Source organism: Nocardioides speluncae (assembly GCF_003121585.1).
In the GTDB taxonomy this organism is placed as follows: domain Bacteria; phylum Actinomycetota; class Actinomycetes; order Propionibacteriales; family Nocardioidaceae; genus Nocardioides; species Nocardioides speluncae.
Window position 1 is genome coordinate 136,287 of the sequence record NZ_QEOO01000001.1, and the last position, 22,505, is coordinate 158,791.

Below are 22,505 nucleotides of genomic sequence, written 5' to 3' on the forward strand. Positions count from 1 at the left end.
CGGGTCCACCACTAGGCTCCGGCCCGTGCCGTACGTCGCTCTGGCCGTCGCCCTCCTCGCACTCGCGTGCGCGGCGCTGGCGCTGCGGCGTACCACCGGCGTGGTGCGGATCGGCGCCGACAGCGGCACCGCCCTGCCCGCCGACGTACACGGTCTCCGGCAGGAGGTCGCGGCCCTGCGGGCCGAGGCGGGCGACGCACTGCGGCACCTCGCCGTGGTCCGGTACGACGCCTTCGGCGACATGGGCGGCCACCTGTCCTGGTCGGTCGCGGTCCTCGACGACGGCGGTCACGGCGTCGTGCTGACCTCGATCCACGGCCGCAGCGAGGCCCGCACCTACGCCAAGAACATCGCCTCCTGGAGCTGCGAGCAGCAGCTGTCCCCGGAGGAAGAGGAAGCGATCGCCCACGCACGCCCGCGCTGAGCGCACGGCCTTCGCGCAACCTCGGTGGTCGCCACACGTCTAACCGGGTGTGACGACGGAAGTGAGGGGAGGGCCGGTGATGCTCGACGAGCTGTACGCCGCACACCGGCTGTCCCTGATACGGCTCGCGATCCTGCTGGTCGACGATCTTGCCTCGGCGGAGGACGTCGTGCAGGACGCCTTCGCCGCCTACGTCGCGCGGGCACCGCGCGTGGCCGACTCCTCCGCGGCTCTCGCCTACCTGCGCACCTCGGTGGTCAACGGCTCCCGCTCGGCGCTGCGCCGGAGGCGCACCGCTCGTGCCTATCAGCCGCCCCACCAGACTGGTCCCGACGGCCCGGACGAGCTGGCCGTCCTCGGCGAGGAGCACCGGGAGGTGCTGGCTGCGCTCGACCGGCTCGGCACCCGGCAGCGCGAGGTCGTGGTGCTCAGGTACTGGTCCGGTCTCAGCGAGGCCGAGATCGCCAGCACCCTCGACATCTCCCGGGGCGCGGTGAAGTCCACCGCCAGCCGCGCCCTCGACGTACTCGAGAAGATCCTGGAGGGAACCCGATGATCCCCGATCTCGAGGACCGCCTCACCGCTGCGCTCGCCGCTCGCGCCGACCTGATCCAGCCCGACGACCTGCGCCCGCTCGCCCCGCCGCGCCGCCAGCCGCGCCGCTCGGTCGCACTGCTCGCCGCTGCCAGCGTCGTGATCGCCGGAACGATCGCGGCGGTCTGGCTCACCAGTGGCGACGATCGGCCCGAGCCGGCCAAGCCACTGCCCGACGGGTACGTCGAGATCGACCGGCTGTCCGGCGATGTCGACGGCGACGGCCGCGACGATCTGGTGCGCCTCGCCCGGCCGACCGACCAAAGCCAGATCCCGTCGTCGCCGTTGCTGGTCGCAGACCTGGCGACTGCTGGCCGAGAGGTCGCCAAGCTCGATGCCGGACCGACGTCCAGGCAGATCGGCCTGACCGGGATCGGTCTGCCCGGCGAGGCCGTGGTCGTCCGTCGGCCCGAGGCCGGTGCGGACGCACTCCGGCTCGAGATCTATGCGATCGACGGCGACGCCGGGCTTCGGCGTATTCCAGAGCGCAAGCAGAACCGATCCAGCCTGACCGTACGAGCCGATCGGGCCGCGTTCGCCACCACGCCCGAGCTGACCACGTGGTCCTCGCTTGGTCGCAACCCGGACCGGCTCCAGGTTCAGAACGTTTACCGATGGGCATACCGCGACGGCGAGGTGGTCCCCGAGTCGACCGGCATCTACTGCTGGCGAGCAGGTGAGCCGGTCCCGACGATGTGCCCGGCAGTCCTTACCGTGCCGAGCGGGGTGAGCGCGACCGACTCGGTCTCGGCAGATCTGGACGGCGACGGCTTCGTCGACCCGATCGCGGTCTATCCGGCGTACGGCGCTGTCTCGATGAGCCTGATCTTCGCTCAGACGTACGAAGATGGGAAAGCCGGCGCGTACCTGCCCACGTCAATCTCGGGCCGGATCGACCGGGTTCGGCTCAGAACCGACGGCTCGACGGTGGAGGCAGTGATCGTGGAGGACGCACTCGCCTCGACGCTCTTCCACGTCTTCGGATGGGCTGACGGGCAGCTGCGAGAGCTCCGGGTGTCCAAGGACACCCCACTCCGACCGGAGACTGCGCCCGGGCTAACCACCGCGCCCGCACCCAACCGCGAACTGTTGACCTGGGAGTTCACCGAAGACTCGCCGTCTGGCGTGCGGACCGTCCAGGTCTACCGCTGGGACCTGCGGGATCGGGTTCTTGTGCCGGTCGACCTCGGCGAGCGGTGCCTCGACCCGGGACGCGGCAAGCTCCCGCGCGCGTGCTGAGGCCTACCCGTCAAACCCCTTCTCGCGGAAGGGATCGGCGGGGTAGACGCCGAGGATGGTGACGTCGGTGGTGAAGAAGGCGAGCTCCTCGAGCGCGCGCCGTACCGGCAGGTCGTCGCGGTGGCCGTCGACCTCGGCGAGGAACATGGTCGCGGAGAACTCGCCGCCGACCATGTAGCTCTCCAGCTTGGTCATGTTCACGCCATTGGTGGCGAAGCCGCCGAGCGCCTTGTAGAGCGCGGCCGGCAGGTTGCGGACGTTGAACACGAACGTCGTGACGACCGGGCCGTTGTCGACCGGCGGCTCGATCAGCTCGCGGGAGAGTACGACGAAGCGCGTGGTGTTGTGGTCCTCGTCCTCGACGTCCTCGCGCAGGATCTCCAGGCCGTAGATGCCCGCGGCCAGCGGCGGGGCGATCGCGGCCTGGCTGGGGTCGGCGTACTCCGCGACCTCGCGGGCGGCGCCGGCGGTGTCGCCGGAGACGACCGCCTTGAGCCCGAGCTCGCGGATCACCGAGCGGCACTGGCCGAGCGCGTGCACGTGGCTGTGCACCGTCTTGATCGTGTCGACCGTCGCACCGGGCAACGCCATCAGCGAGAACTGGATGCGCAGGAAGTGCTCGGCGACGATGTGCAGCCCCGAGGTCGGCAGGAAGTGGTGGATATCGGCGACCCGGCCGGCGATCGAGTTGTCGATCGGGATCATCGCCAGGTCGGCCTCGCCACTCGACACCGCCGCAAAGACGTCCTCGAACGACGGGCAGGCGACGGCCTCGGCGTCCGGGTAGCTCTGGACACAGATCAGGTGCGAGTTCGCGCCAGGCTCTCCCTGGTACGCGATGCGGCGAACGGTCACCCTGCGCATTCTGCCCCGGGTCGTGGGCCCGAGCATGCGCAGTAACGTGCGGTGAGACCCACGACCAGTTGTGATGCGCGTGATGCAGATAGTTGATGCTAGAGTCATCACCATGCGCACCACGGTGAATATCGACGACCGACTCCTTGAGTTCGCCAAGGAACGAGCCCACGAGCGGCACCTGACTCTTGGCGAGATGCTCGAAGAAGCCCTGCAGCGCTACCTGATGACACCGATCGTCGAGGAGTACCCAGAACTCCCGGTCTTCGAGGGAGGCGGCGGCTTCCTGCCCGGGATCGATCCGTCCAGCAACAGTTCGCTGTACGACGCGATGGATGAGGGCGAGGACTGGGTCAAGCTCCGGTGATCGTCCTCGACGTCAACGTCCTCGTGGCGCTCTTTCACCCCGGGCACCCACACCATGAAGCCGCCCGCGACTGGTGGCGCGGGACGCAGGAGGAAGGGATGCCGATCACGGCTCCCGACCTTGTGTGGGTCGGCTTCATGCGGGTTGTCACCAACGCCAAGGCGGTCAGTCCGCAGGTGAGCCCAACTGAGGCGTGGAGATTCGCAAGCACTTTCATGCGTCACCCGCTCTATCTGACCTACGCGCATCAGCCGCGAGTGCTTGGCGAGTTCGCCAAGCTGTGCGACGACGCTCGCGCCACGGGCAACCTCGTGACCGACGCCTATATCGCCGCCTCGGCTCGCGTGCTCGGCGCCGCGGTGGCGACGTTCGACCGCGACTTCCGCCGCTTCGACGACCTCCGCTTGGTCGAAATCGCCTGATCGGGCCGTCGTTGGCTGGCCGGTCATCGCCAAGCCAACTGGACGGGGTGGCACGCCCGACTGTGCAACTGCAAGGATGCGTCCACGTTCCAAAAGGGGAGGAGAAGGACGTGGCTGGACAAAAAAGGCGCAGTTCACGCCTGGTGGTCGGTGCCCTTGCATCGGCCGCCTGCGCACCGATCTGGATGGCTGGCGGCGCGGTCGACAAGCCGGCCCAGGCAGCGGGGTCGAGCTGTGGAGAGAACGAACCGCTCCTGGTGGGGCGAGGTTCGTCGTACTCGACATCGATCTACGGGGCCCGCGCCGCGATCGAGCGAAACGTGCCACAGCTGTGCAGTTCGGCGGGCGGCAGCCCTAGCCTGAGCACGGCCTGGGCGATGGTCAACAGCCGTAACGACTACTGGGCGCAGGCCGGCTACATCAAGGTCGGCGAGGAGAGCCCGAACTTCCCCGACCGCGAGGGGATGCTGATCGTCTCCCAGTGGATGCGGGCGAACCGTGGCCTGGTGACCAGATTCGCGCCGGACCCGGGTGGGGAGCGGATGTACTCCGCCTACCAGTCGCGCGGCGACGGCCATATCCACATGAAGGCCGACAACATCCAGATCGACGAGACCGAGTACAACCCCACCGGGGTGTGGGACCCGGCGTGGTCGGCCCAGTACGCCGGCGAGACCAGGCACTACGCCAGCGATGTCCCGGGCACCGCCTCGGACAAGACCACGTTCTCCTACCTGCAGCGGTTCGACGGCAACGGCGGCATCCACTTCGTGGGGAGCTTCCCGCTCGACGTCAACGAAGCCCCGTGGCGCTACAACAAGACGCTGTTCCCGGCCGCCGTCGGCGGTTACGGCATGAACATCTGGACAGATCCGCTCTAAGGAGGATGCCGAGATGACACTGCGCAGACTTGCCCCGATCGCGCTCGCGGTCGCCGTACCCGCATCGATCCTTGCGTACGGCGCCGCCGCCTCACCCGGCCCGGCGCCCGCCGCCGCGCCCGACCGGCCGACGTACGGCTCCCTCAACCTCAGCACCCACACCGAGCTGGCCAAGCTCGGGGTGGTCGTCGCCGAGCAGCCGGGCCGGGCGAAGACCATGCCCGGCAGCGTCACCTTCGTGGAGGCGAGCGACCGCGCCCGCGACCAGCTCGGCCTCGCCGGCTGGGTGAACGCCGACCGGGCGATCGAGGCCCTGATCACGACCCGGACCTACGGCAAGCAGCTAGCCGGCCCCAACGAGCCGTCCCAGGTCGAGCCGGAGCTCAAGAAGCAGCCGGTCTGGCTGGTCACGTTCGTGAACGCGCCGATCCCTGTCTTCGGACCGCTCACGGACCGGCCGAGGCAGGACACCGTCGCTGGTGAGTACGTTGCCGCGATGGACCTGGAGACCGGGAAGTTCCTGTACGCGGTGTCCTACTCCTCGACCGGGGTGAAGCCACCGCGGTAGAGCTCGCCGGTGGTCGCGTCGAACGCCGACCACGGGATCGCGCGGTACTTCGGGATCGCGCCCTCGTGGTCGAGCGGCACGCCCACGGCCTCGACCCACCGCACCTGGTCGGCCACGATCCAGCAGGTCCGCCAGGTGGTGTACGGGGTGCGGCCGTCGGGGTCGTGCCGGTAGCCGACCCGGAACGGCCCGTACGCCTTCTCGCCGTTGCCGAGCTCGATCGCCTCCTCCTCGGTGACCACCGGCCGCTGGTTGGCCGAGCGCCGGAGCGGGGTCGACCTGCCGACGAGCGCGCGCGCCTGCGCCAGCTCCGACTGCGGATCCTCGGTGGACGACGGGCTCGGGCTCTCGGGCAGCGCGCTGCCGCTGGGCCCGGCGGGTTCGGCCGTGTTGGACGGGGCTCGGTTGCGGTCAAGGACCAGCGTCGGCACGAGTACGGCGAGCAGCACCGCCGCGCTGGCCGCGACCACTGTGACCCAGGGCACATTGCGGCGAGGCCGCTCAGCCGTCAAGGCGGCGGACAGGTCGGGGACCTGCACCCGCTGCGCGACATCGCTCAGCATCTGCCGGACGTCGTCTTCGGTGGGCGTCATGGCTCCTCCTTCGCGGGCGGAGTTGGTACGGGTCGCAGCGGATAGTCCTCGTATTGCGCCCGCAGCCTGGCCAACCCCCGTGCAGCTAGGCTGCGGGCCGTCGTGGGAGGACAGCCCAGGACTTCGGCGATTTCGGGATAGCCGAGATCCTCGTAGTAGCGGAGCACCACGGCGGCACGCTGCCGCGCGGGCACGACCTGCAGCGCGGACCAGAGCTGGTCGCGCAGTGCCGAGGTCTCCTGCGGACCCTCGGTGACCTCGGGCTCGACCAGGCGATGCCGGAGCCGCAGCCAGCGGGCGTACCGCCGGCCCCGAGAGGTGAAGTCGTTGGTCAGCATCGAACGGGCGTAGCTGCGCGGGTTGCTGATCCGGTGCCACTCGGCCTCGCGCTCCAGCAGCTTGACGATGACGTCGTGAACCAGGTCCTCGGAGTCGGCGCGGGAGCCGGTGAGCAGGTAGGCATAGCGGAACAGGTGCGCGCTGTAGTCACGCACGAAGTCATGCACCGAGTGCTCTTCGCTCACGCGCTCCTCGATCGTCACAGCCTGAAGGCTCACACAATGGGGACGGATAACCCGGCCTCACTGTTGCAGTTCGCGGAAATTACGGCGAGCAGGGCTTTCCGGACAGACCGGACGCCGGTCGCCGGACGGTCAACGCGGGACGCGGACCAGGAGCCGGCCGTGGATGCACTCCATGTGCAGCTCGCGTCCCGGGCCGATCGAGTCGCCGTCGAGCTGGCGCGGGGTGTCGGAGGCGGCCCGGATCGAGACGGTGCGGCCGGTCATCCGGTCCAGGGTCTCGTCGGTCTGCGGGCGCCGCGCGAGCACCCGCCACACGATCGGCAGCCAGTTGATGAACCGCCGCGGGTGCAGGAGTACGACATCCAGCATGCCGTCGTCGATCCGGGCGTCGGGCAGCAGCGGCATCCCGGCCTGCAGGAAGCCGACGTTGCCGACGACCACGGTGCGTGCCCGGTGCTTGGTGTACGGCGCGCCGTCCACCGAGACCTCCACCTTCACGGCCGGGAACATCAGCGACTTCGCCCCCGACAGGAAGTACGCCAGCCAGCCGACCTTCTTCTTGATCTCCTCGTTGACGCCCTCCATGATCGCGGCGTCGAAGCCCATGCCGGCCATCACCATGAAGTTGGTGTCCTCGATGCCGTCGCCGGTCACCGCGACCAGGTCGACGGCCTGGTCCTGGCCGTTCAGGGCGACGTCGATCGCGGACCGCAGGTAGAGCGGGATGTCGAGGTTGCGGGCCAGCAGGTTGCCGGTGCCGGCCGGGACGATCCCGACCGGGATGCCGGTGCCGGCGAGCTCGGCGCACACCTCGCGCACCGTCCCGTCACCGCCGCAGACCAGCACCAGGTCGGCGCCACCGACCGCGGCCGCCTCGGCCATGCCGGTCCCCGGGTCCTCGATCGTCGTGTAGAACCAGGACGGTTCCGACCAGCCCGCCTCGGTCGCCATCGCCGAGACGATCGCCTTGAACTGGTCCTCGTCCTCGACCTTGATCGGGTTGAGGACGACGGCCAGCCGGCGCTCGCTGGCGAACACCTCCGGCAGCGGCTCGGCCTTCTCCGCGTGCCCGCGCGGCACCGGAGAGTAGAGCGCCGCGCCGAGGAGCACGAAGCCGAGCCCCAGCAGGGCGCCGCCGATCACGTCGGTCGGGTAGTGCCGGCCGAGCAGCAGCCGGTCCAGGCTGACCGCGATCGCGACCAGCGCGAACACCGCGACCAGCGCGTGCCGCGCCGCGGCGCGGCGGACGAAGGTCAGCACCAGCACCGCCCCGATGCCCGCCAGCGCCGCCGTGTACGACGCGTGCCCGGACGGGTAGCTCAGCCCGCTCAGAGCCGAGCCGGGGTCCTGCCAGGCCGGCCGGTCCCGGTCGATCAGCTCCTTGACCAGCCGGGTCGTCACGTAGGTCGCGGTCATCACGCCGGCGGTGTAGTACGCCGCCCGGCGCTTGTTGCGGACGAACAGCACGACCGAAAGCAGCGCCGTGTAGGCCAGCATCGCCAGGGTGCTGAAGGTCTCCTCGATCACCCGGAGTACGTCGCGTCCCCAGCCGGCGTCCACGCTCCAGGCATCGGTGGGCTCGCCGTAGTGATCGAGGTCCTGGAGCGGTCCCCAGTCGTTGGCCACCAACACCGCCAGGAGGATGAAGAGGCCGAAACAGAGAGCCGCCCAGCTCAGGGTCATCCACGACGATCGGTCCCGCACAGCGAGAAGTATGCCGCTCGTCTGGCTACCGACCAGCCGGTGACCCACGGGTAGCGGCACTCAGCCGCTGTCCCGGACCACGAGGGCCGGCGGGAAGATCACCCGGATCGGCTGCGGTTCGCGTTCGCCCTCGACCTGTTCGAGCAGCAGCCGGGTGGCCTGCTCGGCCATCTCGGCGATGGGGTTGCGGATCGTGGTCAGCGGGGGATCGGTGTGGTCGGCGACCCCGAGGTCGTCGTACCCGGTGACGGCGATGTCGTCGGGCACCCGCCGCCCGGCGGCGGCGAGCGTGCGCAGCGCCCCGACGGCCATCAGGTCGGACGCCACCATCAGGCCGTCGAGGTCGGGGTACTCGCCGAGGAGCGCGGCAGCGGCGCCCTGGCCGCCGATCTCGGTGAAGTCGCCGTAGGCGACCGCGTCGTCGGGCAGCCCCGCATCGCGCAGCGCGGACCGCCAGCCCTCGAGGCGGTCGACACCGGCGGCCATGTCGGCCGGGCCGGCGATGGTCCCGATCCGCCGGCAGCCGCGATCGACGAGGCGCTGGGTGACCAGCCGCGCCCCCGCCGCGTTGTCGGTGTCGACGTAGGTCACCTTGTCGGCGGCGCTCCACGGGCGGCCGATGAACGCACACGGCAGGGCCAGCGAGGCAAGGTGCTCGGCGAGCCGGTCGCCGGAGTGGTGGGAGACGACGATTGCGCCGTCGATGTGCCGGCGGCGCAGGTAGCGCAGCATCCGTCGCTCCTCCTCGCCCGGCCGGGCGAGGAGCAGCACCAGCTGGAGGTCGCGGGGCGCCAGCACCCGGTTGACCGAGCGCAGCGTGTGGACGAAGAACGGGTCCGAGAACACCCGCTCGTCCGGCTCCGGCACCACCAGACCGACCGACTCGGTACGGCGGGTGACCAGGCTCCGGGCGGCGGGGTTGGGGGTGTAGCCCAGCTCCTCGACCGCGGCCGCCACCGCCGCCTTCGCGGACGCGGAGACCCGGATGCCGCCGTTGATCGCTCGCGACGCGGTCGCCCGGGAGACACCGGCGAGACGCGCGACCTCATCGAGCGTCGGCGCGTTCCCGGTTCCCTTCGGATCGGTCGGCGGCTGGCTCACTCTGGGCACGCTATCTGTCGCCGCCAGCCGGCAGCACCGACGAGGCCGCCACGTCTCCGTAGCGGAGCCCACTGGTCTTGGGCGTCCGTAGCTGCGTCTCGAAGTCGACGTGCACGATCCCGAAGCGCTGCCCGTAGCCATAGGCCCACTCGAAGTTGTCGAGCAGCGACCAGGCGAAGTAGCCGCGGACGTCCGCGCCCGCCGCCATGGCGGCGTGCACCGCCCGCAGATGAGCGTCGATGTAGGCCCAGCGCTCCGGGTCGTGGACTGACCCGTCAGCGCCGACCACGTCGTCGTACGCCGCTCCGTTCTCGGTGATGTAGATCGGCGGGACGGCATACTCGTCCCGCAGCCGGATGAGCAGCCGGGTCAGACCCTCAGGCTGGACCTCCCAGTCCATGCCGGTCGTCGGGTAGCCGCGACGGGGGAAGGTCAGGTCCTCCCCGCCCGGGAACGCCGTCCGGGCCCGCCGCACCGGCTGCTCGACCTGTGAGCCCAGCAGCTGCTCCGGCGGGTGTGGACGGCCGGAGGCGCCCTCGCCGTGGTAGTAGTTCACGCCGAGTACGTCGAGCGGGGCGCCGATCAGGGCGAGGTCGCCGTCGCGGACGAACTCCTCCCACTGCCTTCCCTGCCAGGTCATCCCGGCGGTGATGTCGGTCAGCTCCGGCGCATAGCTCCCGCGCAGGATCGGGTCGAGGAAGACCCGGTTGAACAGGTGGTCGACCCGGTGCGCCGCGTCGACGTCGGCCGGCTCGGTTGCGTCGTACGGGTCGGGGACGGTCAGGTTGAGGGTGATGCCGAGGTCGGCGGAGGTGCCGCGGCGCCGGAGCTCGTCGACCACCAGCCCGTGGCCGAGCATCAGGTGGTGCGCCGCGACCAGCCCGGCGGCGCCCTCCTGCCGGCCCGGCGCGTGCTGGCCGCCGGTGTAGCCCAGGAACGCCGAGCACCAGGGCTCGTTGAGCGTGGTCCAGTAGGGCACGCGGTCGCCGAGGGCGTCGTACAGGGTCAGCGCGTAGTCGGCGAACCGGTACGCCGTGTCGCGGTTGGTCCAGCCGCCGGCGTCCTCGAGGGCCTGCGGCAGGTCCCAGTGGTAGAGCGTCGCCCACGGCGTGATCCCCTCCGCGAGCAGCCGGTCGACCAGCCGCGCGTAGAAGTCGATCCCGGCCTGGTTGGGCGCGCCGCCGTCCGGCAGTACCCGCGGCCAGGCCGCGGAGAACCGGTAGGCCCCGAGGTTGAGCGACGACATCAGGGCGACGTCGTCGGCCATCCGGCGGTAGTGGTCGCACGCCGCGTCGCCGGTGTCGCCCGCGACCACCGCGCCGGGCACCCGGCTGAAGGTGTCCCAGATCGACGGCGTGCGGCCGTCCTCGGTGACGGCCCCCTCGATCTGGTACGCCGCCGTGGCGGCGCCCCAGAGGAAGCCGGTGGGGAAGGTCAGCTCGTCACCCAGGTCGGTGGTCGTGCTGGTCTCGGTCGTGGTCATCCCTTGACGGCTCCTTGCATGATGCCGGCGACCAGATGGCGGCCGGACAGGGCGAACAGGATCAGGAGCGGGACGGTGGCCATCCCCGCGCCGGCCAGGACCAGGGCGTAGTCGGTGGTCTGCCCTTGGCCGGTGAGGGCGAGCCGGTCCAGCGCGATCTGGAGAGTCTCTGTCTCCTGGAGCGCGACCAGCGGCCACATGTAGTCGGTCCAGACCATCATGAACGTGAACAGGAACAGGATCGCCATCGCCGGTCGGGCGGCCGGTACGGCGACGGTCAGGAAGGTGCGGAACATCGTGCAGCCGTCCATGCGGGCGGCCTCGATCAGCTCGTCCGGAACCGCGTCGACCAGGTACTGGCGCATGAAGAAGACGCCGAACGCCGTGACCAGGGTCGGGAGGGCGACCGCGACCAGGGTGTCGAGCAGCCGGTAGTCGCGCATCAGGATGAACAGCGGCACGATCGCGAGCTGGGTCGGTACCGCCATCGTCATCACCACGAAGCCCATCAGCAGGTTGCTGCCGCGGAACCTGAGCTTGGCGAACGCGTAGCCGGCGAGCGTGGAGACGAAGGCCACCGACAGCCCGCACGCGGTCGAGACGACCAGGCTGTTGAGCATCGCCGACCAGAACTCGGTGGTGTCGAGGACGCGCTTGGCGTTGTCGAGGAAGTGGCCGCCCGGCAGGAGTGGCGGCGGGATCTGGTTGCCCTCCTCCTTGGTGTGGGAGCCGATGACGAAGGACCAGTAGAGCGGGAGGGCCGAGCCGATCACGAAGGCCGCGAGCAGGCCGTAGACGACGAATCCGGGCCGGCGGTTCATGCCTGTCGCCCCCTTGTGAGCAGGCGGGTGAGCGCGAAGTTGAGCAGCGCGATCCCGACGATGATCAGGAACAGCACCCAGGCGGCGGCCGAGGCGCGACCGTAGAACTGGTCCTCGATGCCCTTCACGTAGATGTAGAGCGTCGAGGTCATGTACTGGTGGTCGGGTCCGCCCTCGCGCTGCGGGGTGTCGTCGAACAGCCGCGGCTCGGTGAAGATCTGGAGGCCGCCGATCGTGCTGGTCACGATCACGAAGATCATGGTCGGCCGGATCATCGGCAGCGTGACGTGGAAGAACTGGCGGATCCGGCCGGCCCCGTCGAGGGCGGCGGACTCGTAGAGGTCCCGCGGCACCGCCTGCATGGCCGCGAGGAAGATCAGCGCGTTGTAGCCGGTCCACCGCCAGTTGACCATGCCGGCGATCGCGAGGTGGCTCCACCAGCGGTCGACGTGCCAGCGGATCGGCTCGAGGCCGATGCCGTCGAGCATCGCGTTGATGACGCCGTACTTGTCGGCGAAGAGGCTGCCGAAGATCAGCACCGCCGCAGTCGGCGCGACCACGAACGGGAGCAGCACGCTCATCCGCCAGAACGTCCGCCCGCGGAGCCGGGTGTCGAGCAGCGCGGCCACCGCCACCGCGACGATCACCTGCGGCACCGAGGACATCAGGAAGATGCTGAAGGTGTTGACCAGCGACTTCAGGAACACCGGGTCGGTCAGCACGAACCGGTAGTTCTCCAGGCCGATGAACTCGCCCTGCCGGTAGTAGAGGCGCTCCCAGTCGTGGAGCGACAGGTAGCCGGTGTAGGCCAGCGGGAAGAGACCGACCAGGCCGAACACGATGAAGAACGGCGAGATGTAGAGGTACGGCGACAGTTTCACGTCCCACTGCGACAGCCGTTGGCGCCGTACCAGCTTGGGGCGGCCGCCCGCCGGTGCCGCGCTGACAGCGGCTCCGGCGGGCGACTCGAGCCCCGCCCGGCGCCACCGATGGGCGCCTACTGCGCGCCGCGATGCGGGCGCGCTGGCTGCGTTGGCGGAGACTCGACGGGCCGCCGGCCCGCCTTCGCTCCGCCGCCTTGCCATCACACCCGCCTGACGACGCTCGTTACGACGCCCATCGGTGGCGCCGGGCTTAGTGCTCACTGGAGCGCTGCGACCTCGGTCACGAACGTCTCCCACGACTCCTTCGCGTCCCCACCCTGGTCGACGCGGGTGATCGCCTCCTGGAACTTGCCGAGGATGTCGGAGTAGAGCGGGCCGTGGTACGGCTGCGTGGTGATCGCACTCGCGCGGTTGGAGAAGATCTCACCGACCGGTGCGTCGTTGAAGTACGGGTCCGCCGACTTGAGCAGCGCCGGGTCCTCCAGCGCCGCGACCTGGGACGGGAAGTTGCCGTACTGCTCGAAGATCCGGATCTGCTGCTCGGGGGCGGTGATCCAGGCCGCGAACTCCTTGGCCGGCTCCTGGTGCGGGGAGGACTGCGGGATGGTCAGGTAGGAGCCACCCCAGTTGCCGCCACCACCGGGGAAGACGTCGGCGACGTCCCACACCACGCCCTTCGGCGCGGGGTTGCCGGTGTTGTCGCGGATGTTGCTGCGCATCCAGCCCGGGCACGGGATGGTGGCGAAGCCGTCCTTCTGGAAGCCCGCGGTCCAGTCGTCGCTCCACTGCGCGGCGCCGGTCGAGAGCGCGTCGGCGTTGCCGGTGACGGTGTCGTAGACCGCCCGCAGCTCGTCGTTCTCGACGTTGACGGTGTTGTCCTCCTGCTCGAACGGGAACTCGACCTGGTTGAGCATCGCCTGGGCGACGGACCCGGAGGCGTCGTACCACTGGGCGTCGCTCTTGGCGACGAACTGCTCGCCCAGCGCGTAGTAGTCCTCCCAGGTCGTCATCAGCGCGGCGACCTCGGCTCGGTCGGTCGGCAGGCCCGCCTTCTGGAAGAGGTCCGCCCGATAGCAGATGGCCTCCGGGCCGGCGTCGGTGGCGTAGCCGAGGAGCTTGCCGTCGGCGGTGGTGGCGGCGTCGGACTTGAACTCCAGCCAGCGGCCGTCGACGTCTTCGCCGGACAGGTCGACCCACCGCTCCGGCGCTGCCACCAGCGCGGGCATGAAGTCACCTTCGATCGCCACGATGTCCGGGAGGCCCTCGTTGGCCTGGAGGAGCGTGTTGAGCTCGTTCTTCCAGTCGTCCCAGAGCGAGACCTTGGTCTGCTCGACCTGGACGTCCGGGTTCTCCTTGTTCCACTCCTCGATCAGCTCGTCATAGCCGAACTCTCCGAACGTGGTGATGGTGAGGGTCTCGCCGTCGCCCAGCTGCTGCTGGTCGGCGGACTTCGTCGGGTCGTCGTCGCCACCACAGGCGGCGGTGAGCCCGAGCACGAGAGCGGTGACGGCACCGATCGCGAGCCGCCTGCGGTAAGAGGTTGGCCGTCGGACCGGCCCGGTGTCGGTGATGCGCACGGTGGCTCCTGGCGGTAGTGCTGGCAGGTGTGAGAGCGCTTCCACTCTCGTTCGCTCGTCACCATGACACGCGTCACATGTAGTGTCAATCGTTGTGCGGATTCAGGCGTAATTCGGTGGCGGTCCCGATGGAAGACGACTGGGAGCGCTTCCACCTTCGACGCCTCGATACGTCTGCTTGCCGCGGAGTTCCGTCCATCAAGCGGCGGCAGGCCCACCTGTCGAGTGATAGGAATACTTAGCAAATGACAGGCTTTCTGACACACTCGGAACCATGGACCTCGCTCAACCACTGAGTTCCCTCATCCCGAGCGTCGACGCAGATGTGCTGACCGTCCTGGCTCGAACCGAGGCACCGCTCACCGGCCGCAAGATCGCCACGTTGGCACGCCGCGGAAGTCAACCAGCGGTCCAAGCAATCCTCGACCGCCTTGTCAAGCACGGCATCGCCCACGCCCAGCCTGCCGGTCCCTCTGTGCTCTACACACTCAACCGCGACCACCTACTCGCCGAGGCCGTCCTCAACGCTGTAGGCGCGCGCGCAACCCTGCTCACCAGGCTCTGCGACGACATCAATCAATGGCCCGTGCCCGCGATCCACAGCTCCCTCTTCGGATCAACCGCACGCGGAGACGCACGCCCCGACTCCGACATCGACGTCCTCATCGTCAGACCAGACGACATCGCCGGCGACTCCCCAGTCTGGTCAGCACAGCTCGAGTCCCTGGAGAGCCGCACCCTGGAGTGGACCGGAAACCACCTCGCCTGGTTCGAGACCGACCGCGCCGGCCTGGCCAAGGCCATGGTCGACGGCGAACCACTGCTTGACTCCCTACGCGCGGACGGCATCCACCTCACCGGCGTACCCCTCGCCAGTCTCACCACCCCAACCAAGAACACCACCGGCCAGCAATGACACCCACGAACCAGAAGACCAGACCCGGCGGGCGCGGCGAGGCCAGAAACCGCCGCGACATCGCAGCCAAGTACCTCGAAGCAGGCGAGCTCGCCGCGACCGAAGAAGGGCCCGCCGCAAACAACGTCGTCGTCGGGATCTGCGTCCTCGCCGGAATCGCCGCCGGCGACGCCCTTTGCCTCACCTCCGTCGGCGAACGGTACGCGGGCCAGGATCACGCCGAGGCCGCCGCCTTCCTGCGCCGCATCGATCCGGCAAGAGGACGCGACCTCGCTGCCCTCGTCCGCCTCAAGCCCATCGCCCACTACGGCACAGGATTCGTCAAAGATGCCGAACGAACCCGTGCCCTACGCGCCGCCCGCGCCCTGGTCGAATCAGCGACCGAACGCACCACAGGATCCTGACCGGCCCGCCAGCGCTGCAGGCAGCAACGGCTCGATCCACCGCTCAGCGGTCGGTGCTGAACGCCGCGTCGAACGCAGTCGCCGGCGGGTCGAAGGCGAGTGAGCGGACGAAGCCGACCGCCTCGGCGGCGCCGACCAGCCGGTCCATGCCGGCGTCCTCCCACTCGATCGAGATCGGCCGGGTGTAGCCGATGGCGTTCAGGGTGCGGAACGAGTCCTCCCACGGTACGTCGCCGTGCCCGGTCGACACGAAGTCCCAGCCGCGCCGCGGGTCGCCCCACGGCAGGTGCGACGAGAGCCGGCCGTTGCGGCCGTTGCTCATCCGGCGCCGGGTGTCCTTGCAGTCGACGTGGTAGATCCGGTCCCGGAAGTCCCACAGGAAGCCGACCGGGTCCAGGTCCTGCCAGATCATGTGGCTGGGGTCCCAGTTCAGCCCGAACGCCGGCCGGTGCTCGATGGCCTCCAGGGTGCGCACCGTCGACCAGTAGTCGTAGGCGATCTCGCTCGGGTGCACCTCGTGCGCGAACCGGACGCCCATCTCGTCGTACACGTCCAGGATCGGGTTCCAGCGGTCGGCGAAGTCGGCGTACCCGGCGTCGATCGTGGCCTCGGAGACCGGCGGGAACATCGCGACGTACTTCCAGATCGCCGAGCCGGTGAAGCCGACCACGGTGTCCACGCCGAGCGCGGCCGCGGCCCGGGCGGTGTCGGCGATCCGGTCGGCCGCGCGCTTGCGCACGCCTTCCGGATCGCCGTCGCCCCAGACCGACGCCGGGATCATGTCCCGGTGCCGGTCATCGATCGGGTCGTCGCAGACCGCCTGCCCGACCAGGTGGTTGGAGATCGCCCACACGCCGAGCCCGTGCCGCTCCAGGATCTCGCGGCGGCCGGCGATGTAGTCCGGCTCGGCGAGCGCCCGGTCCACCTCGAAGTGGTCGCCCCAGCAGGCGATCTCGAGGCCGTCGTACCCCCAGGAGGCCGCCAGCCGGCAGACCTCCTCGAACGGCAGGTCGGCCCACTGGCCGGTGAACAGCGTGATCGGTCGGGTCATGCGGGTCATCCTCCTAGGGTCAGGCGTTCAGCTGCGCGATCAGCGCGTCGGCGTCCCGGATGAGTACGGCGCGCACGCCGGCGTTGCGGATCTCGCGGGTCTCCTTCTTGAACGCTTGGAGCCGCTGTACCGCCTTCTGCCGCGCGCCGCGCGCCGCGGCCTTGGCCGCGGCGTCCAGCTCGGCCTCGAGCGCGCGCCGCACCTTCGGCGTGATGATGCCGTCGTCGGCGTACCGCAGGATCAGCTCCTGCACGTCGGCGAACGAGGTGCGCACTGTGAAGCCGACCCGGCGGGTGGTCCGGTTGCCGGCCGTGTCCTCGGCGGTGACCACGAGCTGGTGGCTGCCGAGGGTGAGCGTGCTCAGCACCTGCGCGCCGGGCTGCGCGGTCCGGCCGTCGAGGGTCGCGGTGAGCGACGGGCTCCCCGACGTCGCGTCGGTCGCCGACCAGGTCAGGTCGAGGGCGAGCGAGTCGCCGTACGTCTCGCCGTCGGTGACGCCGTCCACGACCACGGCCGGGCCGGTGCCGTCGATCTTGACCACGCGCTCGCGCACCTGCTCGGCGTTGCCGGCCTCGTCGGTGGCGCGGTACTCCACCTTCCGGGTGCCGTCGCCGGTCAGCGCCACCGCTCCGGTGTACGGCGTCCACGCGCCGCCGTCGATGCGGTACTCGGTCGACGTGACCCCGGAGCCGGTGCCGTCGTCGGCCGCGAGCGTGAACGACGGGGCGGTGACGTACCAGTCGCTCTGCCCGTCCGGAGCGGCCGGTGAGAGGGTCAGCGTCGTGGTCGGCGCCTCGGTGTCGTCCTCGGTCGGGTCGAGGTGGAAGTAGTCGAACCCGACGTTGATCGGCTCTTCCTGGTTCGGCCCGATCGCCATCAGCCCGAGGCCGGTGAGCGGCTTGTCGAACGTGATGCCGGTCGAGCCGATCGGCGTCCAGGCGAACGCGCCGCCGTCGCTGACCTCCGCGGTGTAGCTGGTGCCGGTCTTGGTGACCCGGAGGTACCAGTAGCCGCTCTCGGAGGTCTCCGGGATCGCGATGTTGCGGTTGCCGATACCGGCGCCGGCGACCTCACCCGCGAGCTCGGCGCGGTAGTCCTCGGCCGCGCCGGGGGCGTTGTAGGCGACCACGTCGGCCTTGACGTAGTTGTCGTCATCGCCGTACATCAGCAGCCCGGCGAGCTGGTAGCGGTGCTTCAGCGGGGCCTTGAACCGCGTGGTCGCCACCCAGTCGTCCTCCGGCGGCGCCTGCAGCACGAAGTTGCGCGGGTTCACCGGGTTGTTGCCGTTGATGTCGCCGAGCTGGGTCTCGATCCGGAGCTCGCCGCCGGCCACGCTCGCGTGCCGGGCGTCGTACCGCACCGAGCGGGCCCAGCGGCAGCCGTCGAGCCCGCTGCCGTCGAACTCGTCGTCGGTCGTGAACGCCGGCGCCGCCCGGTCCGGGGTCACCCGGAACCAGTCGACGGTCGCCACCCGCGGGGTGGACCCGGTGTCGCCGGCGGCCGCGACGCCGAGGCGGGCGTCGGTCTTGGCCGGCGCGGTGCCGGACAGCGCGGTCCAGGACTCGCCGTTGGTCGAGTAGTGCGCGGTCAGGCTGGTCCCGTCACTGACCAGCTTCAGGTACGCCGTCGTCGGGAAGTCCGCGGGGACCGTGAACGAGCCGTGGTTGGTGCGGACCCCGCCGGTCTCGGACTGGAACTCGAAGAACCTCGATCCGTTCTGGTGCTTCACGAAGGCGAGCTTGTTGTACTCGTTGTCGCTCTTGTGCAGGAACAGGCCGGTGTACTGCCAGTGGCTGGCGTGGTCGAGCGTGATCTTCGTGCTCGCCTCCCACGCGCCGCTCGGCGCCGGCTGCCCGGCGAACGTGAACGGCCCGGGGCTGAACTCGTTGATGTCGCCTGCGGCGACCGGCAGCTGCAGCACCCCGCCCGCCGTCTTCACCGGGAGCCCGGTCGGCTGGCGCACGCTCCACTTGCCGTTGAGGCCGGTCGTGAACTCGTCGGAGAGCGGGCTCGCGCAGGCCAGCGCGGCGTACGTCTCCTCCGGCTCCACCGGGGCCGGGTCGGAGTCGACGGCGAAGTCCTGGAACTCGACCGCGCCGGCCGCGGTCGCGTGCGACACCGTGAACGTCCCGATGTCCTGCTCGGTCGCCGCGCCGGTCAGCGTGGCGGCCGGGCCGACCTGGGTCCAGGTGGTGCCGTTGCGCGAGGAGTACGCCGTGTAGCTGCTGCCGGCGCGCTTGATCTTCAGCCAGGTCGGGTACGCCGAGGTGCCGGCCTGGTCGGACGACTCGATGTCGCCGTCGCCGTTGGCGTCGCGCAGCCACTCGACTCCGCCGCTGGGCCGGATGCCGAGCAGCGCGTAGCCGGGCGAGGTGCCGGGCTGGGTGACGTCGTTGCGGACGATCAGCCCGGCCTTCGCAGCGCCGTGGGTGTTGGCCTGGTTGTTCACCCGGACCACTGCCTCCCACGAGTCGTCGGTGACGCCGCCGGGCAGGTAGAGCGAGCTGTACTCGTCGATGCCCTGCCAGGTGTCGTCACCGGCACCGGTGATCCGGAACGCGCCGGTCCCGATCTTCTCGAAGACGCCGTCGGCGTTGCTGAACTGCTGCAGGTCGCCGAAGAGCTCGCCGACCTGGGCGACCACGATCCGGGACTTCGTTGTCAGGCCCTTGTCGTTGGTCGCCACCGCGGTCAGGTTGTAGAGCTTCTCGGCGGTCGGCGTCCAGGTCACCGAGTACGGCGCGCTGGTGTCGCTGCCGAGCGAGTCGCCGTCGGCGAAGAACTCGACCTTGGTCACGGTGTTCTGAGCATCCGCTGCAGAAGCGGTGACCTCGACCGGCTGGTTCGGCTCCAGCTGCTCGCTGCCGGGCGCGGTGATCGCGACCGTCGGCCGGGTCGTCGGAGAGGAGCCCTGGCCGAGCGCCTCGATGAAGTTCAACTTCCGCTCACCGGCGCCCGGCAGCACGACGTACAGGTCGAACGTCTCGCCCGGGTCGGTCACGTCGACCACGACGTCGGCGTACCCGGTCCCGGTGTCGGGCACGGTGACTGTGTTGATTAGAGGCCCGTCGGCCGCGCCGCGGCGCAGCTCGATGGTGCCGGCCGTTCTTGCCGAGACCCGCAGCGCGAGCTGGGAGACCCGGTGGAGGTTGACCGGGCTGTACATCGCCCAGGCGCCTTCCTGGCCGGCGAGCACGGTGCCGCCGCCCTCGACGTCCCGGCTGGGCGCCGAGGTCATGGTCGCGGACTTGCGGTCGAAGAACTCGGCCTGCTTGACCTTGGGGAAGACCAGCGTGGTGGTCGAGCCGGTCAGCGGGTTCGCGCCACCCTCGCCGCCGTTGTCGGTGTAGCGGGCGTCCAGCGCGAAGAAGATGTTCTCGTCCGGCTGGTGGCCGCCGAGACTCGTCGGGGTGGTGCCGGTCAGGCCGGACAGCGGCGTGGTCGGGTGCGCGTGCTCGTCATGGCCGAGCGCCGGCTGGATCACCACGTCGTCGCCCGACGGCGTGCCGTCCTCGGCGTCGGTGACCGTGACGTCCCACGACAGGTCGTCACCGAAGTCGAAGAACGACCCGTTCGGCGGCAGCCCGAAGTCGAGCTCCGGCCGGGTGTTGCCGACCGTGATCGGCACCGACGTGGTCCCGTCCTTGCCGTTCGGGTCGGTCACCGTCAGCCGGGCGTTGAAGACGCCGGCGGCGTCGTAGGTCTGGGTCGCGGTCGGCCCGGTGGCGTCGGTGACGCCGTCGCCGTCGAGGTCCCAGGTGTAGGTCAGCTCCTCGTTCTCGGGGTCGGTGGAGCCAGTGCCGTCGAACGCGACGGTGAGTGGTGCCGGACCCGAGTCCTTGTCGACCGAGATCCGGGCGACCGGCGAGCGGGAGCCGCTGATGTAGTCGATCCGGTGCAGGCCGGAGTTCGGGTTGTCACGGCCGAAGCCGCCGCCCCAGTCGAGCACGTACATCGAGCCGTCCGGCCCGAACTTGGAGTCGATCGGCGCCAGGAACTGCTCCTGCGGCAGGAACGGGTTGACCTTCTCCGCCTGGCTGCCCGAGCCGGCTGCCGGGTTCTTGACGTCGATCGAGTACATCTTGTTGCGGGCCCACTCGTAGAAGAACGGCTTGCCGTCGTACGACGCCGGGAACTTGGTGTCGGACTCCAGCGCCGCGTCGTACCGGTAGAACGGGCCGCCCATCGGGGCCAGCCCGCCGCCCTGCGGGATCACAGAGGGCACCGAGGAGCGCTTGTAGCCGTAGAACATGTCGGCGGCGCGGGCCGGCGGCAGGTTGGTCAGGCCGGTGTTGCGGGGCGAGTCGTTGACCGGGTTGGCGCAGTCGAAGAAGTCGCCGACCACGACCGGCCCGGACGACGTGGTGCCGTAGTCGACGTCGCGGAACGGCTCGTTGTTGCCCATGCACAGCGGCCAGCCGTAGTTGCCGGCGCTCTTGATCAGGTTCCACTCCGAGATGCCGGCCGGGCCGCGGGTCGCGGGCGCGTCGTTGCCGTTGTCGGGTGAGTAGTCGGCCAGGCTCACCCAGCCGGTCTCCTGGTCCACCGAGAACCGGAACGGGTTGCGGAAGCCCATCGCGTAGATCTCGGGCCGGGTCTTCTCGGTGCCCGGCGCGAACAGGTTGCCGTTGGGGATCGTGTAGGTGCCGTCCGGCTCGGGGTGGATGCGCAGCAGCTTGCCGCGCAGGTCGTTGGTGTTGGCCGAGGTCTCGCGGGCGTCGTGGAAGGTGCCGTTGCGAGTCGACAGCGGCGCGTAGCCGCCGGACGGCTCGGAGTGCGGGTTGACGTCGTCGCCGACCGAGAGGAACAGGTTGCCCTGGGCATCGAAGTCCAGCCCACCGCCGGTATGGCCGGGCTCGTCCGGCAGCCGCCTCGCCGGCACCTCCAGGACCACCTTCTCGGTGGCCCGGTCGATGGTGTTGCCGCTGACGGTGAACCGGGACAGCCGGTTCTTGAAGTTCGCCGGGTTGGTGTCGTCGCCGCTCGCGGGCGAGTAGTAGACGTAGAGGTGCCCTGAGGTCGCGAAGTCGGGCGCCAGCGCGATGCCGAGCAGTCCGTCCTCGCCGCCGGAGTAGACAGGGATCGTGACCGCGGTCGTGGTGTTGTTGGTGCGAGGGTCGAAGACCCGGATCTGGCCCCGGACCAGCTCGGTGTAGAAGACCCGGCCGTCGCTGGCGACGTCCATCGCGAACGGCGCCGAGGTGTTCTCGTCGAGCGGCACCCGCTCGAAGTTGTTCCACACGGTGCCGCCGCAGTCGCCATCCTCCAGGCCGGCCGCCCACTTCACGCCGCCGACGATGTGCTGCACGAAGTCCGGCTCGCCGGTGTAGTGGGCGCCGAAGTGGCCCATCGCGGTCGCCCACGTACGGCCGCCGTCGTACGGCTTGCACCACGAGATCGGGTGGTCGTAGCCCATCGCGTTGCCGCCGGCGTCGTACGTCGTCTCGTCGGCGGTGGCCAGGATGTGTGCGGTCCCGCGGACGTTGTTCGAGAAGTTGTACCACTCGTCCGCGCGGGCCCAGCGCTGGTCGAGGTGCTGGGTCGACGGGTGGCTGCGGTCCTCGATCCGGACCGTGCCGGGCTGGCCGGGGCTGGTGCCCGTGTTCGCGTGGCCGGGCATCAGCGAGCCGACCAGGTTGTCCCACCACGGGTAGTTGCCGCGCATGTCGGTCGCGTTGTGTACGGCGACGATGCCGCCGCCCGCCTGCGTGTACCGCTCCAGCGCCGCCTTCTGGTCGGCGGTCCACGGGTCGCCCGAGGTCTGGAACATGATCAGCGCGTCGTACTCGGCCAGCGACGCGTCGGTGAACAGCGACGAGTCCTCGCTGTGCACCGAGTCGATGTCGGCGTTCGTGAGCGCCGCCTGGAGCACCGGCACGCCCTGGTCGATGGCCTCGGTGTGCCGGAACTGGGTGGTCTTGGTGAAGATCAGCACCTTGGTGGCGTGCGTGTGGCCGGGGTGGGCGTCCGCGCGGTTGAAGCCGGGGACGATCGCGATGGCGACCAGCAGCGCGAGCGCTGGGCCGAGCCATCTGCGGAGCGGGCGGGCGGGCTGCGACATGGTGGGTCCCTCCGTCGGGGGTCGGGGGTTGTGTCG

20 protein-coding genes are annotated in these 22,505 nt (G+C 70.0%); 9 read left to right on the forward strand and 11 right to left on the reverse strand.

Annotated elements, in window-relative coordinates:
* Positions 1-25: 25 nt before the first annotated feature.
* The 3 genes from DDV73_RS00725 (at position 26) to DDV73_RS00735 (ending at position 2,257) form a co-directional block, all read left to right on the forward strand.
* Positions 26-424 carry a DUF4446 family protein gene (locus tag DDV73_RS00725; protein WP_109505328.1) on the forward strand — a complete coding sequence of 133 codons (399 nt, stop codon included), beginning with the start codon at positions 26-28 and terminating at the stop codon, positions 422-424.
* 79 nt (positions 425-503) lie between these two features.
* Positions 504-980, forward strand: coding sequence for a SigE family RNA polymerase sigma factor (locus tag DDV73_RS00730; RefSeq protein ID WP_109505329.1), 477 nt, complete (start codon positions 504-506; stop codon positions 978-980).
* Entirely contained in the window at positions 977-2,257 is a 1,281-nt protein-coding gene (locus tag DDV73_RS00735) for a hypothetical protein (protein ID WP_109505330.1), read from the forward strand. The genes DDV73_RS00730 and DDV73_RS00735 overlap by 4 nt, the downstream gene beginning before the upstream one ends.
* Positions 2,258-2,260: 3 nt before the next feature.
* Here DDV73_RS00735 and DDV73_RS00740 read toward each other — a convergent pair whose 3' ends face one another.
* Positions 2,261-3,112 carry a prephenate dehydratase gene (locus DDV73_RS00740; RefSeq protein WP_240617030.1) on the reverse strand — a complete coding sequence of 284 codons (852 nt, stop codon included), beginning with the start codon at positions 3,110-3,112 and terminating at the stop codon, positions 2,261-2,263.
* A gap of 112 nt (positions 3,113-3,224) precedes the next feature.
* On the opposite strand from DDV73_RS00740, the gene DDV73_RS00745 reads away from it, so the two are divergent.
* From DDV73_RS00745 to DDV73_RS00760, 4 genes are all read left to right on the forward strand, one after another.
* The gene (locus DDV73_RS00745; RefSeq protein WP_161962248.1) at positions 3,225-3,479 is read left to right on the forward strand and encodes a type II toxin-antitoxin system VapB family antitoxin; all 255 of its coding nucleotides are present in this window, start codon (positions 3,225-3,227) and stop codon (positions 3,477-3,479) included.
* On the forward strand, positions 3,476-3,901 hold the full coding sequence (locus tag DDV73_RS00750; protein ID WP_161962249.1) for a TA system VapC family ribonuclease toxin: 426 nt from the start codon (positions 3,476-3,478) through the stop codon (positions 3,899-3,901). The genes DDV73_RS00745 and DDV73_RS00750 overlap by 4 nt, the downstream gene beginning before the upstream one ends.
* Positions 3,902-4,278: 377 nt before the next feature.
* Positions 4,279-4,782 carry a hypothetical protein gene (locus DDV73_RS00755; RefSeq protein WP_154402553.1) on the forward strand — a complete coding sequence of 168 codons (504 nt, stop codon included), beginning with the start codon at positions 4,279-4,281 and terminating at the stop codon, positions 4,780-4,782.
* A gap of 13 nt (positions 4,783-4,795) precedes the next feature.
* Positions 4,796-5,350, forward strand: coding sequence for a hypothetical protein (locus DDV73_RS00760; protein ID WP_109505335.1), 555 nt, complete (start codon positions 4,796-4,798; stop codon positions 5,348-5,350).
* Here DDV73_RS00760 and DDV73_RS00765 read toward each other — a convergent pair.
* From DDV73_RS00765 to DDV73_RS00800, 8 genes are all read right to left on the reverse strand, one after another.
* A complete protein-coding gene (locus DDV73_RS00765; protein WP_109505336.1) occupies positions 5,317-5,943 on the reverse strand; it encodes a hypothetical protein in 627 nt (208 codons plus the stop codon). The two genes, DDV73_RS00760 and DDV73_RS00765, sit on opposite strands and share 34 nt — an antisense overlap.
* Positions 5,940-6,485: an RNA polymerase sigma factor gene (locus tag DDV73_RS00770; protein ID WP_206050631.1), complete on the reverse strand. Its 546-nt coding sequence runs from the start codon at positions 6,483-6,485 to the stop codon at positions 5,940-5,942. The genes DDV73_RS00765 and DDV73_RS00770 overlap by 4 nt, the downstream gene beginning before the upstream one ends.
* Positions 6,486-6,596: 111 nt before the next feature.
* Complete coding sequence (locus tag DDV73_RS00775) at positions 6,597-8,171, reverse strand: bifunctional phosphatase PAP2/diacylglycerol kinase family protein (RefSeq protein ID WP_240617031.1); 1,575 nt, start codon at positions 8,169-8,171, stop codon at positions 6,597-6,599.
* Positions 8,172-8,231: 60 nt separating this feature from the next.
* On the reverse strand, positions 8,232-9,272 hold the full coding sequence (locus DDV73_RS00780; RefSeq protein WP_206050651.1) for a LacI family DNA-binding transcriptional regulator: 1,041 nt from the start codon (positions 9,270-9,272) through the stop codon (positions 8,232-8,234).
* Positions 9,273-9,282: 10 nt separating this feature from the next.
* The gene (locus tag DDV73_RS00785) at positions 9,283-10,755 is read right to left on the reverse strand and encodes a GH1 family beta-glucosidase (protein WP_206050632.1); all 1,473 of its coding nucleotides are present in this window, start codon (positions 10,753-10,755) and stop codon (positions 9,283-9,285) included.
* Positions 10,752-11,576, reverse strand: coding sequence for a carbohydrate ABC transporter permease (locus DDV73_RS00790; RefSeq protein WP_109505340.1), 825 nt, complete (start codon positions 11,574-11,576; stop codon positions 10,752-10,754). Before DDV73_RS00790 ends, DDV73_RS00785 begins: the two co-directional genes overlap by 4 nt.
* Positions 11,573-12,661, reverse strand: a complete 1,089-nt coding sequence (locus DDV73_RS00795; protein WP_109505341.1) for a carbohydrate ABC transporter permease — start codon at positions 12,659-12,661, stop codon at positions 11,573-11,575. The genes DDV73_RS00790 and DDV73_RS00795 overlap by 4 nt, the downstream gene beginning before the upstream one ends.
* Before the next feature lie 56 nt (positions 12,662-12,717).
* Positions 12,718-14,037: an ABC transporter substrate-binding protein gene (locus DDV73_RS00800; RefSeq protein WP_240617032.1), complete on the reverse strand. Its 1,320-nt coding sequence runs from the start codon at positions 14,035-14,037 to the stop codon at positions 12,718-12,720.
* A gap of 274 nt (positions 14,038-14,311) precedes the next feature.
* Between DDV73_RS00800 and DDV73_RS00805 the strand changes: the two genes are divergently transcribed.
* Together DDV73_RS00805 and DDV73_RS00810 are read left to right on the forward strand one after the other, a co-directional pair.
* Complete coding sequence (locus tag DDV73_RS00805) at positions 14,312-14,953, forward strand: nucleotidyltransferase domain-containing protein (RefSeq protein ID WP_109505342.1); 642 nt, start codon at positions 14,312-14,314, stop codon at positions 14,951-14,953.
* The gene (locus DDV73_RS00810) at positions 14,950-15,357 is read left to right on the forward strand and encodes a hypothetical protein (RefSeq protein ID WP_109505343.1); all 408 of its coding nucleotides are present in this window, start codon (positions 14,950-14,952) and stop codon (positions 15,355-15,357) included. Before DDV73_RS00805 ends, DDV73_RS00810 begins: the two co-directional genes overlap by 4 nt.
* Before the next feature lie 43 nt (positions 15,358-15,400).
* On the opposite strand, the gene DDV73_RS00815 is transcribed toward DDV73_RS00810, so the two are convergent.
* Both DDV73_RS00815 and DDV73_RS00820 read right to left on the reverse strand, forming a co-directional pair.
* Entirely contained in the window at positions 15,401-16,408 is a 1,008-nt protein-coding gene (locus DDV73_RS00815; protein WP_109505344.1) for a sugar phosphate isomerase/epimerase family protein, read from the reverse strand.
* A 19-nt stretch (positions 16,409-16,427) separates the two neighbouring features.
* The gene (locus DDV73_RS00820) at positions 16,428-22,469 is read right to left on the reverse strand and encodes a ThuA domain-containing protein (protein ID WP_109505345.1); all 6,042 of its coding nucleotides are present in this window, start codon (positions 22,467-22,469) and stop codon (positions 16,428-16,430) included.
* Between the last annotated feature and the right edge of the window lie 36 nt (positions 22,470-22,505).

Excerpts from the sequence above, each read along its gene's own strand:
- DDV73_RS00810 (WP_109505343.1), top strand. The coding sequence starts at position 14,950 with ATGACACCCACGAACCAGAAGACCAGACCCGGCGGGCGCGGCGAGGCC.
- DDV73_RS00805 (WP_109505342.1), top strand. The coding sequence starts at position 14,312 with ATGGACCTCGCTCAACCACTGAGTTCCCTCATCCCGAGCGTCGACGCA.
- DDV73_RS00730 (WP_109505329.1), top strand. The coding sequence starts at position 504 with ATGCTCGACGAGCTGTACGCCGCACACCGGCTGTCCCTGATACGGCTC.
- DDV73_RS00765 (WP_109505336.1), bottom strand. The coding sequence starts at position 5,943 with ATGACGCCCACCGAAGACGACGTCCGGCAGATGCTGAGCGATGTCGCG.
- DDV73_RS00760 (WP_109505335.1), top strand. The coding sequence starts at position 4,796 with ATGACACTGCGCAGACTTGCCCCGATCGCGCTCGCGGTCGCCGTACCC.
- DDV73_RS00745 (WP_161962248.1), top strand. The coding sequence starts at position 3,225 with ATGCGCACCACGGTGAATATCGACGACCGACTCCTTGAGTTCGCCAAG.
- DDV73_RS00735 (WP_109505330.1), top strand. The coding sequence starts at position 977 with ATGATCCCCGATCTCGAGGACCGCCTCACCGCTGCGCTCGCCGCTCGC.
- DDV73_RS00755 (WP_154402553.1), top strand. The coding sequence starts at position 4,279 with ATGGTCAACAGCCGTAACGACTACTGGGCGCAGGCCGGCTACATCAAG.
- DDV73_RS00820 (WP_109505345.1), bottom strand. The coding sequence starts at position 22,469 with ATGTCGCAGCCCGCCCGCCCGCTCCGCAGATGGCTCGGCCCAGCGCTC.
- DDV73_RS00795 (WP_109505341.1), bottom strand. The coding sequence starts at position 12,661 with ATGGCAAGGCGGCGGAGCGAAGGCGGGCCGGCGGCCCGTCGAGTCTCC.
- DDV73_RS00785 (WP_206050632.1), bottom strand. The coding sequence starts at position 10,755 with ATGACCACGACCGAGACCAGCACGACCACCGACCTGGGTGACGAGCTG.
- DDV73_RS00815 (WP_109505344.1), bottom strand. The coding sequence starts at position 16,408 with ATGACCCGACCGATCACGCTGTTCACCGGCCAGTGGGCCGACCTGCCG.
- DDV73_RS00790 (WP_109505340.1), bottom strand. The coding sequence starts at position 11,576 with ATGAACCGCCGGCCCGGATTCGTCGTCTACGGCCTGCTCGCGGCCTTC.